Annotated in this window: 16 protein-coding genes; 8 read left to right on the top strand and 8 right to left on the bottom strand. The window is 71.3% G+C overall.

The features are described from left to right. Positions 1-105: 105 nt before the first annotated feature. Positions 106-258, top strand: a complete 153-nt coding sequence (locus OG897_RS17810; RefSeq protein ID WP_266657959.1) for a hypothetical protein — start codon at positions 106-108, stop codon at positions 256-258. Beyond that, positions 255-1553: a helix-turn-helix domain-containing protein gene (locus OG897_RS17805; RefSeq protein WP_266657958.1), complete on the top strand. Its 1299-nt coding sequence runs from the start codon at positions 255-257 to the stop codon at positions 1551-1553. The genes OG897_RS17810 and OG897_RS17805 overlap by 4 nt, the downstream gene beginning before the upstream one ends. A gap of 155 nt (positions 1554-1708) precedes the next feature. Here the strand turns inward: OG897_RS17805 and aceB are convergent, their stop codons facing one another. The 3 genes from aceB to OG897_RS17790 form a co-directional block, all read right to left on the bottom strand. After that, on the bottom strand, positions 1709-3334 hold the full coding sequence (gene aceB, locus OG897_RS17800; protein WP_266657957.1) for a malate synthase A: 1626 nt from the start codon (positions 3332-3334) through the stop codon (positions 1709-1711). Positions 3335-3560: 226 nt separating this feature from the next. Beyond that, entirely contained in the window at positions 3561-4211 is a 651-nt protein-coding gene (locus tag OG897_RS17795; protein ID WP_266657956.1) for an NTP transferase domain-containing protein, read from the bottom strand. Between the two features lie 60 nt (positions 4212-4271). Continuing rightward, entirely contained in the window at positions 4272-4457 is a 186-nt protein-coding gene (locus OG897_RS17790) for a hypothetical protein (protein WP_266657954.1), read from the bottom strand. A gap of 276 nt (positions 4458-4733) precedes the next feature. Here OG897_RS17790 and OG897_RS17785 point away from each other — a divergent pair, with 276 nt between their 5' ends. Then, complete coding sequence (locus OG897_RS17785; RefSeq protein WP_266657952.1) at positions 4734-5057, top strand: DUF5955 family protein; 324 nt, start codon at positions 4734-4736, stop codon at positions 5055-5057. Positions 5058-5140: 83 nt separating this feature from the next. Here the strand turns inward: OG897_RS17785 and OG897_RS17780 are convergent, their stop codons facing one another. The 3 genes from OG897_RS17780 to OG897_RS17770 form a co-directional block, all read right to left on the bottom strand. Then, the gene (locus OG897_RS17780; protein WP_266657950.1) at positions 5141-5455 is read right to left on the bottom strand and encodes a hypothetical protein; all 315 of its coding nucleotides are present in this window, start codon (positions 5453-5455) and stop codon (positions 5141-5143) included. Positions 5456-5523: 68 nt separating this feature from the next. Further along, entirely contained in the window at positions 5524-6165 is a 642-nt protein-coding gene (locus tag OG897_RS17775) for a response regulator transcription factor (RefSeq protein WP_266657948.1), read from the bottom strand. Further along, a complete protein-coding gene (locus tag OG897_RS17770) occupies positions 6162-7469 on the bottom strand; it encodes a sensor histidine kinase (protein WP_266657947.1) in 1308 nt (435 codons plus the stop codon). The genes OG897_RS17775 and OG897_RS17770 overlap by 4 nt, the downstream gene beginning before the upstream one ends. Before the next feature lie 112 nt (positions 7470-7581). Between OG897_RS17770 and OG897_RS17765 the strand changes: the two genes are divergently transcribed. Then, positions 7582-8664 carry an ABC transporter permease gene (locus OG897_RS17765; RefSeq protein WP_266657946.1) on the top strand — a complete coding sequence of 361 codons (1083 nt, stop codon included), beginning with the start codon at positions 7582-7584 and terminating at the stop codon, positions 8662-8664. Continuing rightward, positions 8661-9368 carry an ABC transporter ATP-binding protein gene (locus tag OG897_RS17760; RefSeq protein ID WP_266657945.1) on the top strand — a complete coding sequence of 236 codons (708 nt, stop codon included), beginning with the start codon at positions 8661-8663 and terminating at the stop codon, positions 9366-9368. Before OG897_RS17765 ends, OG897_RS17760 begins: the two co-directional genes overlap by 4 nt. A gap of 56 nt (positions 9369-9424) precedes the next feature. Here OG897_RS17760 and OG897_RS17755 read toward each other — a convergent pair whose 3' ends face one another. Next, entirely contained in the window at positions 9425-10231 is an 807-nt protein-coding gene (locus OG897_RS17755) for an IclR family transcriptional regulator (RefSeq protein WP_266657944.1), read from the bottom strand. Positions 10232-10480: 249 nt separating this feature from the next. Between OG897_RS17755 and allB the strand changes: the two genes are divergently transcribed. Continuing rightward, positions 10481-11842 (top strand): allantoinase AllB, encoded by a 1362-nt coding sequence (gene allB / locus OG897_RS17750; RefSeq protein WP_266660257.1) that lies wholly within the window; start codon positions 10481-10483, stop codon positions 11840-11842. 3 nt (positions 11843-11845) lie between these two features. Continuing rightward, positions 11846-12973 (top strand): allantoicase, encoded by a 1128-nt coding sequence (alc, locus tag OG897_RS17745; protein WP_266657942.1) that lies wholly within the window; start codon positions 11846-11848, stop codon positions 12971-12973. 69 nt (positions 12974-13042) lie between these two features. Here alc and OG897_RS17740 read toward each other — a convergent pair whose 3' ends face one another. After that, positions 13043-14233, bottom strand: coding sequence for a PP2C family protein-serine/threonine phosphatase (locus OG897_RS17740; protein WP_266657941.1), 1191 nt, complete (start codon positions 14231-14233; stop codon positions 13043-13045). A gap of 220 nt (positions 14234-14453) precedes the next feature. On the opposite strand from OG897_RS17740, the gene OG897_RS17735 reads away from it, so the two are divergent. Continuing rightward, entirely contained in the window at positions 14454-14930 is a 477-nt protein-coding gene (locus OG897_RS17735; RefSeq protein WP_266660255.1) for a MarR family winged helix-turn-helix transcriptional regulator, read from the top strand. Positions 14931-15283 lie beyond the last annotated feature (353 nt).

Below are 15283 nucleotides of genomic sequence, written 5' to 3'. Positions count from 1 at the left end.
CGGGAACCGTAAGCGCGGTCTTGACGGACTGTCAATCTCGTGTCGAGACTGTGGACTTGCTGTCAGGCTGCCGGTGGGGACCAGCGTCAGAGAGGCTCCCCCGTCATGCCCAGACCGATCTCCGTGCTCCTGACCTGCCTCGTCGCCGCCGCGCTCGCGGTGGGGGCGGCGTTCGGCATCGTGGCGCTGCTCGACGCCACTCCGGAGCAGCCCAACGTCCCCTTGATCAGCTACGAGACGGGGGTCCCGCGAAAATGAAGACGTCCGGCACGACCACGAGCAAGCCGCCCGCTCCGTCCCCCGCGCCCGCCTCCGCCTGGGCGGACGTGCCCCGCCTGAAGGTCCGGCAGTTCACGGACCAGGCCATGGCGGAGGTGCCCGCCCTGGCCCGCCAGATCCTCGACGAGATCTGCCGCGAACATCCCCGGATGCCGCTGCTCCTGGACGAGTCCGGCGACCTGATGGCGCTCGTGGGCATCCGCCGGGCCCTGGAGGACTTCGTCCAGCACCTCGCCCGACAGGACGGCCGCCCCCCGCACCTGCATCTGGAGGTCTTCCAGGAGTTCGGCAGGGGCGAGGGGCTGCACGGCCGCTCCCTCAACTCCCTCCAGGCGGTCTACCGCCTCGGCGTACGGCTCGCCTGGCGACGCCTCGCCGAGATCGGCCAGCGGGCGAGCATCCCGCCGCCCGCGATGTACGAACTCGCCGAGGCGGGCTTCTCCTTCCTCGACGGCCTGGTCGACGAATCCGTGCGCGGCTACGCCGAGGCCGCCGCCCGGGAGGCGGGTGAACGCCTGCGTCTGCAAAGGAAGTTGACCCAGGCCATCGTGCGTGAACGCACGACGGGCGAGGTGGACGGGGCAGCCGGTTCGCTGGCTGACCTGGCGGCGCACGCGTCCCGCATCGGCTGGACGGTCCCCGACCGGGTGGCGATCGGGGTGCTGCAACGGCCCGCCCGGGAGTGCGTGCCGCCCGCCGCGGGCGACGACGTCCTCGTGGACATGGAGAGCGAACAACCCCTGATCGTCGTTCCCGACCCCCTGCTCGCGGGCCGCCCCGAACAACTGCGCCGTGCCATGACCGGATGGACCGGGGCCCTGGGCCCCGCTGTCCCTCTCGCCGGGGCGGCGAAGTCGCTGCGCTGGGCGAAGGCCGCGATGGAACTCATGGACCGCGGCCTGCTCCCCTCCGAGGGCTTTCTCCACTGCACGGAGCACACGCAGGCGATGGTCCTGCTCCCGCCCGAGGAGCTGATGGACGAACTGGCCGCCCGCTGCCTGGCCCCGCTGGCGGAGTGCGGCCCCACCCAGGGCCGACGCCTCGCGGAAACCCTGCTGGCCTGGCTGGAGACCCGGGGCGGCGCTCCCGAGGTGGCCGCCCGCCTGGGAGTCCACCCCCAGACGGTCCGCTACCGGATGCGGCAGATCAGGGAACTGTGGGGCGAGGAGGTGGACGACCCGGACCGCCGCTTCGAAATGGAACTGGTCCTCCGCGCCCGACGCCTGCGCGGGCATATCAGCCCATCCGCCAACTCCAGCCCGTCCGGCGTTTGAGGACGCGCGGGCGCAGCCCGTGCAGGGGGCAAGGGGCGTAGCCCCAGTCAGTAACAGCAACCGCCCCGGGCCCGCACCCGGAAAGCGCCCGTGGCCCGGGGCCGCACCCAAAGTGCGCCCCCGGGCCACGACCCTGCCCAAGCGAGCGAGCGAAGTCAGCCGACCAGCTGCTCATAAGCGGGCAACGTAAGGAACTCCGCATAGTCCGCATCCAGCGAAACCGTGAGCAGCAGATCATGCGCCTGCTGCCACTTCCCCGCCGCGAACGCCTCCTCGCCGATCTCCGCCCGAATCTTCCCCAGCTCCTCCGCCGCGATCCTCCGCGTCAGCTCCGCCGTCGCCTTCTCGCCGTTCTCGAAGACGACACCCGCGTTGATCCACTGCCAGATCTGCGACCGCGAGATCTCCGCCGTCGCCGCGTCCTCCATCAGGTTGAAGATGGCGACGGCGCCGAGCCCCCGCAGCCACGCCTCGATGTAGCGCGTACCGACCTGAACCGCCGCGACCAGCCCCCCGTACGTCGGCTTCGCGTCCAGCGAGTCGATCGCGATGAGGTCCCCGGCCGCGACCGACACGTCCTCCCGCAGCCGCTCCTTCTGGTTCGGCTTCTCGCCGAGCACCGCGTCGAACGAGGCCATCGCGATCGGCACCAGGTCCGGGTGCGCGACCCACGAACCGTCGAAGCCGTCCCCGGCCTCCCGGTCCTTGTCCGCCTTGACCTTCTCGAAGGCGACCTTGTTGACTTCCGCGTCGCGCCGCGACGGGATGAACGCCGCCATGCCGCCGATCGCGTGCGCGCCGCGCTTGTGGCACGTACGCACCAGCAGTTCGGTGTACGCCCGCATGAACGGGGCGGTCATCGTCACCGCGTTGCGGTCCGGCAGAACGAACTTCGCCCCACCGTCGCGGAAGTTCTTCACGATCGAGAAGAGATAGTCCCAACGCCCCGCGTTCAGCCCCGCCGCGTGCTCACGCAGCTCGTAGAGGATCTCTTCCATCTCGTACGCGGCCGTGATCGTCTCGATCAGGACGGTCGCACGGACGGTGCCCTGCTCGATCCCGACGTAGTCCTGCGCGAAGACGAAGATCTCGTTCCACAGCCGCGCCTCAAGGTGCGACTCCGTCTTCGGCAGGTAGAAGTACGGGCCCTTGCCGAGCTCGATGAGCCGCTTCGCGTTGTGGAAGAAGTACAGACCGAAGTCGACGAGCGCACCGGGGACGGAGTTCCCGTCGGCGTCGCGCAGGTGACGCTCCTCCAGGTGCCAGCCGCGCGGCCGCATGACGACGGTCGCGAGCTCGGCGTTGTCCTTCAGGGCGTACGACTTGCCCGACTTCGGGTCCGTGAAGTCGATGTTGCGGGTGTACGCGTCGATCAGGTTGCGCTGGCCGAGGACGACGTTCTCCCAGGTGGGAGCCGAGGCGTCCTCGAAGTCGGCGAGCCAGACCCGGGCGCCCGAGTTGAGGGCGTTGATGGTCATCTTCTGGTCGGTCGGACCGGTGATCTCCACCCGGCGGTCGTTCAGCGCGGCCGGGGCCGGAGCGACCTTCCAGGAGTCGTCCTCACGGATCGCGGCGGTCTCCGGCAGGAAGTCCAGCGAGGACGTACGGGCGATCTCCGCGCGGCGCTCACCGCGCCGGGCGAGCAGCTCGTCGCGTCGCGGGGTGAACCGCTGGTGGAGCTCGGCCACGAACGCGAGGGCGGCGTCGGTCAGAACCTCGTCCTGCCTCGGCAGGGGCTCGGCGGCGACGATGGCCAGCGGGGACGGCGCTGGTGCGGACATGAGCTGTCACTCCTTCGCGGGCGGTGCCTTACGCGTCCGCCGGGCAGTCGCCTCGGCACGGGGTGCCGAGGGTGCCGAGATACGGGCGCAGACGCCGTCTGATGTGTTTCGGTCGATCAGGCGCTTCTGATCAGTGGATATTAGTTTCCTCATGGTGGAAGTTCAATGGTTTGTTGACGTCGAGATTCTTCGGGGCGACAGAATGTGGCCCTGAGTGCCGCCGCGCTCACGGCAAGTGGAGGCCGGGACTCCAGCCGTCGAGGCGGGCGAGATCCTCCGGCAGGTCGATGTCGTACGGCTGAGCCGCGTCCCCGCACTCGACGAGCGTCAGCTCCGCCGCGTGCTCCTTCAGGTAGGCGCGTGCCCCGCGATCGCCGGTCGCAGTCCTCGCGATGCCGTCCCACCGGTCGGCACCGAAGAGCACCGGGTGCCCGCGCTTTCCGTCGTACGAGGCTGCCGTCAGCCCCGTCCGGTACGCCGAAGGGTCCGCGCCGCCCGCCGCCAGCATCCGGGCGACGGCCTCGGGCCCGATGCCCGGCTGGTCGACCAGAGAGGTCAGAGCGGCGTCCCAACTCCCCGCCCGCGCAAGGGAGTCGAGGCCCGCCCGAAGAGAGGAGCCCATGCCCAGCTTCCACTCCGGGTTCTCGACGAGCACGCATCCGCCCAGCTCGGCGCGCTCGCGCACCTCGGCCGCCGCCGCGCCCAGGACGACGTACACCTGAGAGCATCCGCCCTCCCGCAGGACCCGCACCGCGTGCTCCACCAGGGGGCGGCCACGGTGTTCGAGGAGCGCCTTGGGGAGGCCGCCCAGGCGGCGTCCCCCGCCCGCGGCGAGGAGCAGACCTGCGACGGCGGGGGGCTTCGGGGGCTGCGTCATGGGCCCTGCATACCAGTCGGCGGCACCGAGCACGCGGATCAGACCCCCGGAAAGAGCGGGTCAGTCTTGGAAGGAACCGTCCCGGCGGCGCTCGTGGCGGCGCATCACGTGCCCGCACTGCGGACAGTTCCGCAGGAACACCGGTTTCACGAGCCAGGACAGCGTGACGACGTACAGCGCCTTGCGCGCGGTCCGGCCCAGCAGGCTTTTCGTGCAGGTACGGCAGTCGCGGCAACCGTCCGCCATGACCACTCCCTCCCTCGGGTGCGCACCGGCTGCGCACGCTCTGCCATCACGGTAGATCCGCCGAGGTCAAAGGGGGTGCGAGCCGCCTCTGCTGTGCCCGGACCGGGGCAGGGCCGCAGCGGAGCCGTGACGGCCGTCCGCTCAACCTTCGAGGCTGAATCACGGTCCGTACGGTGGCGCGCACGCGGTGAGAGCGTTAACGTGCCCGTCGCCCGGGATCGTTCGCAGGAGAACGACCCCCGACGAGAAGCACCACGGAGTGCGAGGGGGAGAGCTTTGTTGCGAAGCGCGGAGGAGCGATGCGTGACCGGTGCGTACAGCGATCCGAGGGTCGCGGAACTCCATACGGTCGTGGCCCGGCTCCGACGTGAACTCGCCGCGCACCCGGCCGAGTTATCCGACCGGGCCATCGCCGAGGAGGAGCTGGCCGGGCTCGCGGCGATGCTCCTGGGCGGCTCGCCCGACGTCCTGCGGCTGCGCCGCTCGCTGCTGCTGATCGCCGGGGCGATCGGCTCGGTGAGCGCGCTGGCCCCCGGGGTCGGGCTGGTGCGCGAGGCGGTCGAGAGCTTCGGGGACGGGTGGGCGGGGGCCAAGGAGTAGCGCCTCCGGGGGTGCCGAGGCCGGGAGGGCGCCGACGGCCCGAACCCCGGCCTGCGACCAGCCGCACACACCCCGCCCAAGCCCTAGGCGGACTTCTGCCACCCCACCCCGGCCACCTTCGCGACCTCACCCTCCGCCAACAGCCCGAACAACCGGACCACTTCCTCCCCCTCCACCTCGTCCAGCGTCGCCGCCCCCGCCTCCTCGTCCTCCACGTTCTCCCAGAGCAGCAGTCCCCCCGCGTACGCGGTCAGCGACCACCCGCTCTCGTGCGTCAGCGAAACCTCCGGATTGACCGCTTCCGGGTCCGCCAGCCCGTCCACGACCAGAGTGCGGAGCGTCGCCGCGTCCGGCTCGTCCACCGCGTTGCCGTGGACGTCGTACATGAAGTAGGTCATGGCCAGTACTTTCCTTCGTGGAACCCCGGGGGCGCCGATCGGCCCCCGCCCCACTATGCCGGACGGCCCTACCGCCTGATCAGCCTCCGCGCGGTCGCCGCCGCGACCGCCGAGGTGCGCGAGTCGACGCCCAGCTTGGCGTAGATGTGCACGAGGTGGGACTTGACCGTGGCCTGGCTGAGGAAGAGGGCCTTGCTGATCTGCTGGTTGGAAAGGCCCTCTCCGACGAGCTGGAGGACTTCCAGTTCGCGCTTGGTGAGCGCCTCCGCAGGTGTCCGCATCCGGTCCATCAGCCGGTGCGCGACCGCCGGGGCGAGCGCCGACTGACCGGCCGCCGCCGTACGGACCGCCGACGCCAGCTCCTCCGGCGGAGCGTCCTTCAGCAGGTAACCCGCCGCCCCCGCCTCGACCGCCGCGAGGATGTCCGCGTCGGTGTCGTACGTGGTCAGCACCAGCACCCGAGGAGCACCGGGCCGCCCCGCGATGGCCGCCGTCGCCTCCGAACCGTGCATCCGGTCCGGCCCGAACTGGAGGTCCATCAGTACGACGTCGATCCCGCCCGCAGCAGCCAGCTCGACCGCCCGCTCCGCCGTCGACGCCTCCTGGACCACCACGAAGTCGGCCTCCGTGTCGAGCACCGCGCGCAGCCCGGCGCGTACGACGGGATGGTCGTCGGCCAGCAGCAGCCTGATGGGAGAGGGCGTGCTCATGAGACGGCTCCGGCGATGGGGGCGGCGGGGGGACCGGGAAGCGGCAGGGTGATCGCGACGGCCGTGCCCTGCCCCGGCGCGGACTCCACGCTCAGCGTCCCGCCCAGCGAACGGGCCCGCGCTCGCATCGCGGGCAGCCCGAAGCCGCCGTCGGAGGCATGTGAGGCGTGCGAGGCTTGCGAGGCGGTCGAGCCGGGCGAGCTGGGTGAGGCTGACGAGGCGTTCGGGGCGGGCGAGCGGCGCACCGCACCCACGTCGAAACCGACCCCGTCGTCGACGATGTCGAGCGAGACGGACGTCTCCATGAAGCTCAGCGTGATCTCCGCGCGGTCCGCCTTCGCGTGCCGGACCGTGTTCGCGAGGGCCGACTGCGCGATGCGGAGCAGGGCGACTTCGTACGGAGTGGGCAGTTCGACCGGCGTCCCGCTGACCCCGAACTGCACGGCCGGGCCGCCAGGAGTGGGAGCGGGCGCGCACAGCCGTTCCAGAGCCGCGGCCAGCGACCCGTGCTCCAGGTCGGGCGGGCTCAGCGCCCGTACGAAACGGCGTGCCTCGGCGAGGTTGTCCTGTGCGGCCTCGCGCGCCTGGCGGATGTGCCCGAGGGCGGGGTCATCGGCGGGCAGCGCGCGTTCGGCGGCGCGCAGCAGGAGCTGGATGCTGGAGAGGCCCTGGGCGAGCGTGTCGTGGATCTCGCGGGCGAGCCGCTCCCGCTCGGCGAGCGTGCCCGCCGCCCGCTCGGCCTCCGCGAGCTCCGCGCGGGTCGACAACAGCTCGTCGATCAGCTCGCGCCGCCGCTCGCTCTCCCGGTAGAGCGCCTGATACCCCAGTACGGTCGCCACCGCCACGGCCCCGCCCAGCAGCGGCCCTATGAAGGTGCCCGGGGTGACCTGCTGCCCGTGCAGGACGAAGCTGGAGATCGCGGCGGCGGCGGTGACGGCCACCGCCGAAAGCCCCCAGCGCATCGGCAGCAGATGCAGCTGGAGGAAGTACAGCGGGAACGCCACCCACAGCGCGTCGGACGACAGGGCGAGCAGGAGCAGCCAGGAGACGCCGAGAGCCGCCAGCCACCAGGCGGCGGCGCGTCGCGAGCGGCCGACGGAGCGGCTCATCGTCCCGGCCGCGTACACCCCGGCCATCAGCAGGGCCGAGGCCACGACCGCGTAGGCGTGCGGACCCCCGGCGGCGACCGCCTTGACGGCGGCGAGGGCGAGCAGCCCGGCGAGCAGCGCGTGCAGGCAGAGCCGCAGCACGCGCAGGACGGGCGTGAAGGTGAGGGAGGCCGGAGCCGGGGGGAGGGAAGCCATGGTTCGTACCAGCCTAAAGGGGACGTCCTCGCGGCAGATCAACCAAAGGATTGATGCCGGTGCGATCCATGGCCCGATGTTTCCGGGGCTTCTGCCGACCACGCTGGTGACCATGTTCGTCGCATGGAGAGACCTCCGATTCGCCAAGGGCCGATTCGCCCTCATGGGCTCGGTCGTGGTCCTGATCACCCTGCTCGTCGGTCTGCTGTCAGGACTGACCGCTGGGCTGGCCAGGGACAATACCGTCGCCCTCACCTCACTGCCCGCCCACCGGCTGGCCTTCGCCGCGCCGCCCGACGGGCAGCAGGTGTCGTTCACGAACTCCTCCGTCGGGGAGGGCGCATGGCAGAACTGGTCGAAGCGGCCCGGCGTACGGAGCGCGCAGCCGATCGGCATCCGTACGGTCAACGGCTGGGCGGGTGACCGTACGGTCGCCGTCGCGGCCTTCGGCGTCGAACCCTCCGCGGAGATCGCCCCGGCCTCGTCGGACCTGGGCCCGGGGAAGGTGATCCTCTCCACGCAGGCCGCCGAGGAAATGAACGTCGGGGCGGGCGACACGGTGCGGCTCGGCGAGGTCGAGGAGACGGTCGCCGCCGTCGAGGGCGGCGCGATGTACAGCCACACGCCGGTGGTGTGGACGTCGCTGGACGACTGGCAGAAGCTCGGCCACAGCGGAACGTCGACGGAGGAGCAGGCCACCGTCATCGCGCTGACCGGCGACGACGGCGCGGACTGGGCGGCGGGCGACCGGGCCACGAAGACCCGGTCCGTCCCGCTGGGCGACTCGCTGGCCGCTCTCTCCTCCTACCAGGCGGAGAACGGCTCCTTGCAACTCATGCGGGGTTTCCTCTTCGCGATCTCGGCGCTGGTCGTCGGGGCCTTCTTCACGGTCTGGACGATCCAGCGCAGCGGCGACATCGCGGTGCTGAAGGCGCTGGGCGCCTCGACCCCGTATCTGCTGAAGGACGCGCTGGGCCAGGCGGTGGTCATGCTCTCCCTCGGCACGCTGCTCGGTACGGCTCTCGCCACACTGCTGGGCGCGCTGATCGGCGGGGCCGTCCCCTTCGTCCTCGAAGCGGCCACCCTCCTCGTGCCCGCCTTCGTGATGATCGCGCTCGGCATCGTCGGCGCCGCCCTGTCCGTCCGGCGCATCACCGCCGTCGACCCCCTCACCGCACTCGGGAGCGCCCGATGACCCTCGCCCTGCACGACGTGACCCTCACCTATCCGGACGGCGACGCGTCCCGGCTGACCGCGCTGGACGCGGTGACGCTGGAGGTCGGAGCGGGTGAACTGGCGGCGGTGGTCGGCCCGTCGGGCTCCGGCAAGTCCAGCCTGCTCGCCGTGGCGGCGACGCTGGTCACCCCGGACTCGGGGAAGGTCGTCGTCGACGGTACGCAGACGGCTTCGCTGACCCGGGCCCAGAAGGCGGAACTGCGGCGGGACCGGATCGGGATCGTCTTCCAGCAGCCGAACCTGCTGGCGTCGCTGACCGCCGCCGAACAAATCCAGGTGATGGCCCACCTGTCGGGCCGCAAGCCCGGCGAAGTCCGTTCCCGGGCACGGGAGCTGCTGGACGCGGTGGGCCTCGCGGACAAGGCGGACCGCCGCCCGCACCAGCTTTCGGGAGGTCAGCGGCAGCGGATCAACATCGCGCGTGCGCTGATGAACGAACCCGCGGTGATGCTGGTCGACGAGCCGACGAGCGCCCTCGACCACGAACGGGGCGCGGCGGTCCTCGACCTGCTGCGCGGCCTGACGAAGGAGCGGGGCGTGGCGACGGTGCTGGTCACACACGACCGGGCGCACCTGGAGGTGGCGGACCGGGTGGTGACGATGGTGGACGGCCGACTGGCCAGCCCGGCACACGAGGGCAGATTCAGCCCGTCCGGCGTTTGAGGCGCGGGGGTCCGGGGGCGAGGCCGCTCCGGGATCCCCCCGTCCCGCCGGTACGGTCAGCCCTGGCCCGGCCCCGAATTGGCCAGCGCCACCGACAGGTCCTGCGCCACCTCCAGCAGAATCGGCACGATCCGCTCCGTCGCCGCCTCCGTCACCCGCCCCGCGGGCCCCGAAATCGACACCGCCGCAGCGGTCGGCGAGTTCGGCACGGACACCGCCAGGCACCGCACCCCGATCTCCTGCTCGTTGTCGTCCACGGCGTACCCCACCCGCCGTACCTGCTCCAGCGCCTCCAGGAACCCGTCCGGAGTCGTGATGGTCTTCTCGGTGGCCGCGGGCATGCCGGTCCGGGCGAGCAGCGCCCGTACCTCCTCCGCCGGAGTGTGCGCCAGCAGGGCCTTGCCCACGCCCGTCGAGTGCGGCAGCACCCGCCGTCCCACCTCGGTGAACATCCGCATGGAGTGCTTGGACGGCACCTGCGCCACGTACACGATCTCGTCGCCGTCGAGCAGCGCCATGTTCGCGGTCTCGCCGGTCTCCTCGACCAGCCGCGCCAGATACGGCCGGGCCCACGTCCCGAGCAGCCGCGACGCGCTCTCGCCGAGCCGGATGAGCCTCGGGCCCAGCGAGTACCTGCGATTGGGCTGCTGCCGTACGTATCCGCACGCCACGAGCGTCCGCATCAGACGGTGGATGGTCGGCAGCGGCAGCCCGCTGCTCGCGGACAATTCGCTCAGGCCGACCTCACCGCCCGCATCGGCCATACGCTCAAGAAGGTCGAAGGCGCGCTCCAGGGACTGCACGCCGCCAGTCGCGGCGGCAGGCTTGGAAGCGTCGGTGGTGCTGGCGCTGGACGTCGGCACGGAGCGGTCCTTTCGGGGCTGGCAGGCAAGGCAGCAGACTACCTGTGATGGTCCTTGTTACCCCTCTTGGCGGGAGCTACATTCTACGAAGCGGAAGTCTAATTCCATTCTGTGGAAACATCCAGGATGGGTGTCGGTGATCACATCCGCACCGCTCCCGTCCGTGGACCTCTTGACGGCTTCCGGGCCCGGATGAAGACTCCGCTTCAACAGAACGTTGAAAAGGAGACGTGAGTGACTGAGTCGGTCGTGCCCAACACCACCGTGGACCTGGTGCTGCGCTCCTCGCGCGTCGTCACCCCCGAGGGCACCCGCCCCGCCTCGGTCGCCGTCGCCGACGGGAAGATCGTCGAGGTGCTCCCGTACGACGCCTACGGTCCGCGCGGCGAGGAGATCCCCTCCGGCGCGCGCTTCGAGGACCTCGGTGAGCAGGCTCTGCTGCCCGGCCTCGTCGACACCCACGTCCATGTGAACGACCCGGGCCGCACCGCCTGGGAGGGCTTCTGGACCGCCACCCGCGCCGCCGCCGCCGGTGGCATCACCACCCTCCTCGACATGCCGCTGAACTCGCTGCCGCCGACCACCACGGTCGACAACTTCGAGGTCAAGAAGGACGTCGCCCGCCCCAAGGCGCACGTCGACACCGGCTTCTGGGGCGGCGCGATCCCCTCCAACGTCGCCGACCTCAAGCCCCTCCACGAAGCCGGGGTCTTCGGCTTCAAGTGCTTCCTCTCGCCCTCCGGCGTCGAGGAGTTCCCCCAGCTGGACCAGGACGAACTCGCCCGCTCCATGGCGGAGATCGCCGGCCTCGGCGGCCTGCTCATCGTGCACGCAGAGGACCCGCACCACCTCGCCGCGGCTCCGCAGAAGTCCGGCGAGAAGTACGCCGACTTCCTCGCCTCCCGGCCGCGCGACGCCGAGAACACCGCCATCGAGGGCCTCATCGCCCTCGCCAAGCGGCTCGACGCCCGCGTGCACGTCCTGCACCTCTCCTCCTCGGACGCGCTCCCGCTGATCGCCCGGGGCAAGGCCGAGGGCGTCAAGGTCACCGTCGAGTCCTGCCCGCACTTCCTCACCCTCACCGCCGAGGAAGTACCGGACGGGGCAACGGAGTTCAAGTGCTGCCCGCCCATCCGGGAGTCCGAGAACCAGGACGTCCTGTGGCAGGGCCTGGCCGACGGGACGATCGACTGCATCGTCTCCGACCACTCGCCGTGCACCACCGACCTCAAGACGCCGGACTTCGCGTCCGCCTGGGGCGGCATCTCCTCCCTCCAGCTCGGCCTGCCCGCCATCTGGACCGAGGCCCGCAAGCGCGGCCACGGTCTCGACGACGTCGTCCGCTGGATGTCGGCGGCCCCGGCGAAGCTGGCCGGTCTGACCCAGAAGGGCGCCATCGAGGCGGGCCGCGACGCGGACTTCGCGGTCCTCGCCCCCGAGGAGACCTTCACGGTCGACCCCGCCCACCTCTTCCACCGCAACCAGGTCACGGCGTACGCGGGTAAGACCCTGCACGGCGTCGTCAAGCAGACCTGGCTGCGCGGCACCCGCATCAACGACGAGGGCACACTCACCGAGCCCACCGGCCGCCTGCTCGAAAGGAACAAGTAACCCATGTCGGAGACCTCGCGGGAGATACCCTCCTTCACCGGTGACGCCAGCCCGTTCGGCGGCGGCGACCCGTACGCCGACTACCGCACGGCCGACTTCCCCTTCACCCACCACGCAGACCTGGCCGACCGCCGCCTCGGCGCGGGCGTGATCGCCGCGAACGACGAGTTCTTCGCCGAGCGCGAGAACATGCTGATCCCCGAGCCCGCCCACTTCGACCCGGAGCACTTCGGGCACAAGGGCAAGATCATGGACGGCTGGGAGACCCGCCGCCGTCGCGGCGTCTCCGCCGAGCAGCCGCACCCCACCGAGGACGACCACGACTGGGCGCTCGTTCGCCTCGGCGCGCCGGGTGTCGTACGCGGCATCGTGATCGACACCGCGCACTTCCGAGGCAACTACCCGCAGGCCGTGTCCGTCGAGGGCACCTCGGTCCCCGGCTCCCCGTCGCCCGAGGACCTCCTCTCCGGCGACGTGAAGTGGACGACCCTCGTCCCCCGTACGGCAGTCGGCGGGCACGCGGCCAACGGCTTCGAGGTCACGGCCGAGCAGCGCTTCACGCATCTGCGCGTCAACCAGCACCCCGACGGCGGCATCGCCCGTCTGCGCGTCTACGGCGAGGTCGTCCCCGACCCGGCGTGGCTGGCCACCCTCGGCACCTTCGACCTGGTCGCCCTGGAGAACGGCGGACGCGTCCAGGACGCCTCCGACCGTTTCTACTCGCCCGCCACCAACACCATCCAGCCGGGCCGCTCCCGCAAGATGGACGACGGCTGGGAGACCCGCCGCCGCCGTGACAAGGGCAACGACTGGATCAGCTACCACCTGGTCGAGCAGGCCGAGATCCGCGCGGTCGAGATCGACACCGCCTACCTCAAGGGCAACTCGGCGGGCTGGGCCGCCCTTTCGGTACGGGACGGCGACACGGGGGAGTGGACCGAGATCCTGCCCCGCACCCGCCTCCAGCCCGACACCAACCACCGCTTCATACTGGCCTCCGCCCCGGCGGCCAACCGGGTACGGGTCGACATCTACCCCGACGGCGGCATCTCCCGGCTGCGCCTCTTCGGCTCGCTCACCGAGTCCGGCACGGCGTCGCTGGCCGCCCGTCACCAGGAACTCGGCGGCTGATCAACACGGTTGACGGCACGTCGGAAGGGCCCCCTGTGCTTGGTGCCGGGGGCCCCTTCGCCGCACGCCTCAGGACCTTCCGGCAGCTCCGTCGGCGCTGCGGCCACGCCAGTCCAGGCACACGATCATCGCGTCGTCCTCCGCCACGACCTCGCCCCGGTGGCCCGCCAGCTCGTGCAGCACCGCGCGCGGGACCTGCGGCGGGGGCAGAAGACGGGTCGCCTGGATGGCACGGGCCAGAGCCTTCTCGCTGTAGCGCTCACCGGCCGGGGACGCCACGTCGTACACCCCGTCGCTGACGAACAGCAGCCGGTCGCCCGGCAGCACCCGCCAGTTCTGCGAGGTGTACACCGAGTCTTCGAACATGCCGAGCGGCAGCTGTCCCTCCAGCGCGATCGCCTCCACCGTGCCGTCCCTCAGCCGCCACACCCGTGGCGAGCCCGCGTCGACGATCTCCACGTTCCCGGTCGGCAGGTGGAAACGGAGCAGGAGCACCGACACGTGCAGCGCGCCCCGGTGCTGGCCGTAGATCGCCTGGTCGGCCATGCACGCCTGGTCGGTGAGGTTCAGGCCCGCCCGGCGCGCGTTGCGCAGGGCGTTGATGGCGAGGCTGGTGAGCAGGGCGGCGTCGATGCCCTCGCCCATGCCGTTGGTGAGGGCGAGGGTGAGGTGGTCGTCCGACGTCGACCAGTCGAAGTTGTCGCCGTGGATCGCGTACGCGGGTTCCAACTGCGCCCCGAGCTCGTACTCCTCACGGGCGCAGGAGCGTCCCGGCAGCAGCCCCCACTGGATCTCGGCCGCCAGTGTCAGCCGCTCCGCCCTGCGGGCCTGGAGATACAGGTCGGTGTCGCGCTCGGCGACCACGATCTGGTGACCCAATGACTCGGCCACGTCCGCCAGTTCGGTCAGTACGTCCGCGTCGTACCGCTCCTTCGGGAGGTTGACGGACAGCACCCCCAGCCGGTCTCCGCGCACCGTCACCGGGAGGTGTGCCGTCACCGTATCGGGGAAGGGGCCCTCGCACGGGTACGGCTCCTGCGCCCCGAAGGCCCGCCCCGGCGCGCCTGTCTGTGCCGACAGGGGCTGGAAGGTAAGGGGGAGCGCTCCGACGGGTTGCAGTATCGTCATGGCGTAATCGGCCATGAGCAGGTCGACCTCAAGGGAACCGTAGAGGTCCGCGAGGATCTTGCGCGCCGCGTCGAGCAGTGCATGGGGGTCGGCGGCACGCAGGGTGCGTTCCACGGACGCGAGTCTGTCCAACGTCAGAGATTCACTTTCTCGAAGTCTCGAAGGATGTACGGGGAGGGCAAGCGTGGACCTCCAGGGCTCACACCGCCGCAGCGAGGGCGCCCCGGGCGCCCCGGCTCCGGTGTCCGCGGCTCCGGACGCACCGAGCGGTATCGCCGCCGGATCGGCCGTCCCGGCTCCGGGTGCCGCAGGACCGGTCGCCGCGGAGGCTGTCGCGGGCGTCGCCTGCGAGGTGATCGCACTGCTGGAAGTGCTCTGGGAACGGGGCCGGGACGCGGTCTCCCCCGCCCCCGTGTCGTCTTCGCAGCTGCGGGTCATGCACATCCTGGAGCGGGCCGAGGGCATCAACCTGCGCACGCTCGGCGAGGTGCTGGGTGCCGCGCCGCCCTCGGTGAGCAGACTCTGCGACCGGCTGGAGGCGCTGGGGTACGTGAAGCGGTCGGCCAGCACCGTCAGCCGCCGCGAGGTCGAGCTGCGGCTCACCGCACCGGGGCGCAGCTACCTGCGGGATCTGCGGGCGCGGCGCGAAGAGGCGCTGGTGGCGGCGGTCGCGGCGATGCCGCCCACCGCACGCGGGGCCCTCGTGCACGGGCTCGGTGAATTCCGGGCGGCCGTGGAGACGGGCATCGTGGGCCGCACCTGGCCGCTGGCGGACGGCACTCGGGAGGCGTCGGGCACGGCGCCGGACGGGGCGGCCCGGACCGCGTAGCGAGGTGCCGGGACGGTTCTCCGGCCAGGCGGGGGAGTGCTGCACCTCGTTGCGACGGGTGGTCGAACCGCCCCTGGAAACGCCTCCGGAGCAGCCTTCGAATCCGTCCCCGGGGTCACCGCTTCGACTCATCACGGTGCTCCTGCCTCTCCCGACTGCTGCGGGCTTCCGCCCGGTGACAACCCGGCTAGCCGGTCCGCGCGCATCGTATCCGGTGTGTGGAACCCGTGCATGCGAAGGGGTGAAACGTCCTTATATGGGCGGACAGTTCGGGATTCGTTGTGAAGGTCGTGTGTGCTCCGCTGGTCAGGGGGCCGGGGGTCGGCACCCGGAGCCAGCTCCCGGGCCTGGCA

Origin of the sequence: Streptomyces sp. NBC_00237, assembly GCF_026342435.1 — a bacterium.
Taxonomy (GTDB): Bacteria; Actinomycetota; Actinomycetes; order Streptomycetales; family Streptomycetaceae; genus Streptomyces.
This window is presented reverse-complemented; position numbering and strand designations above follow the sequence as displayed.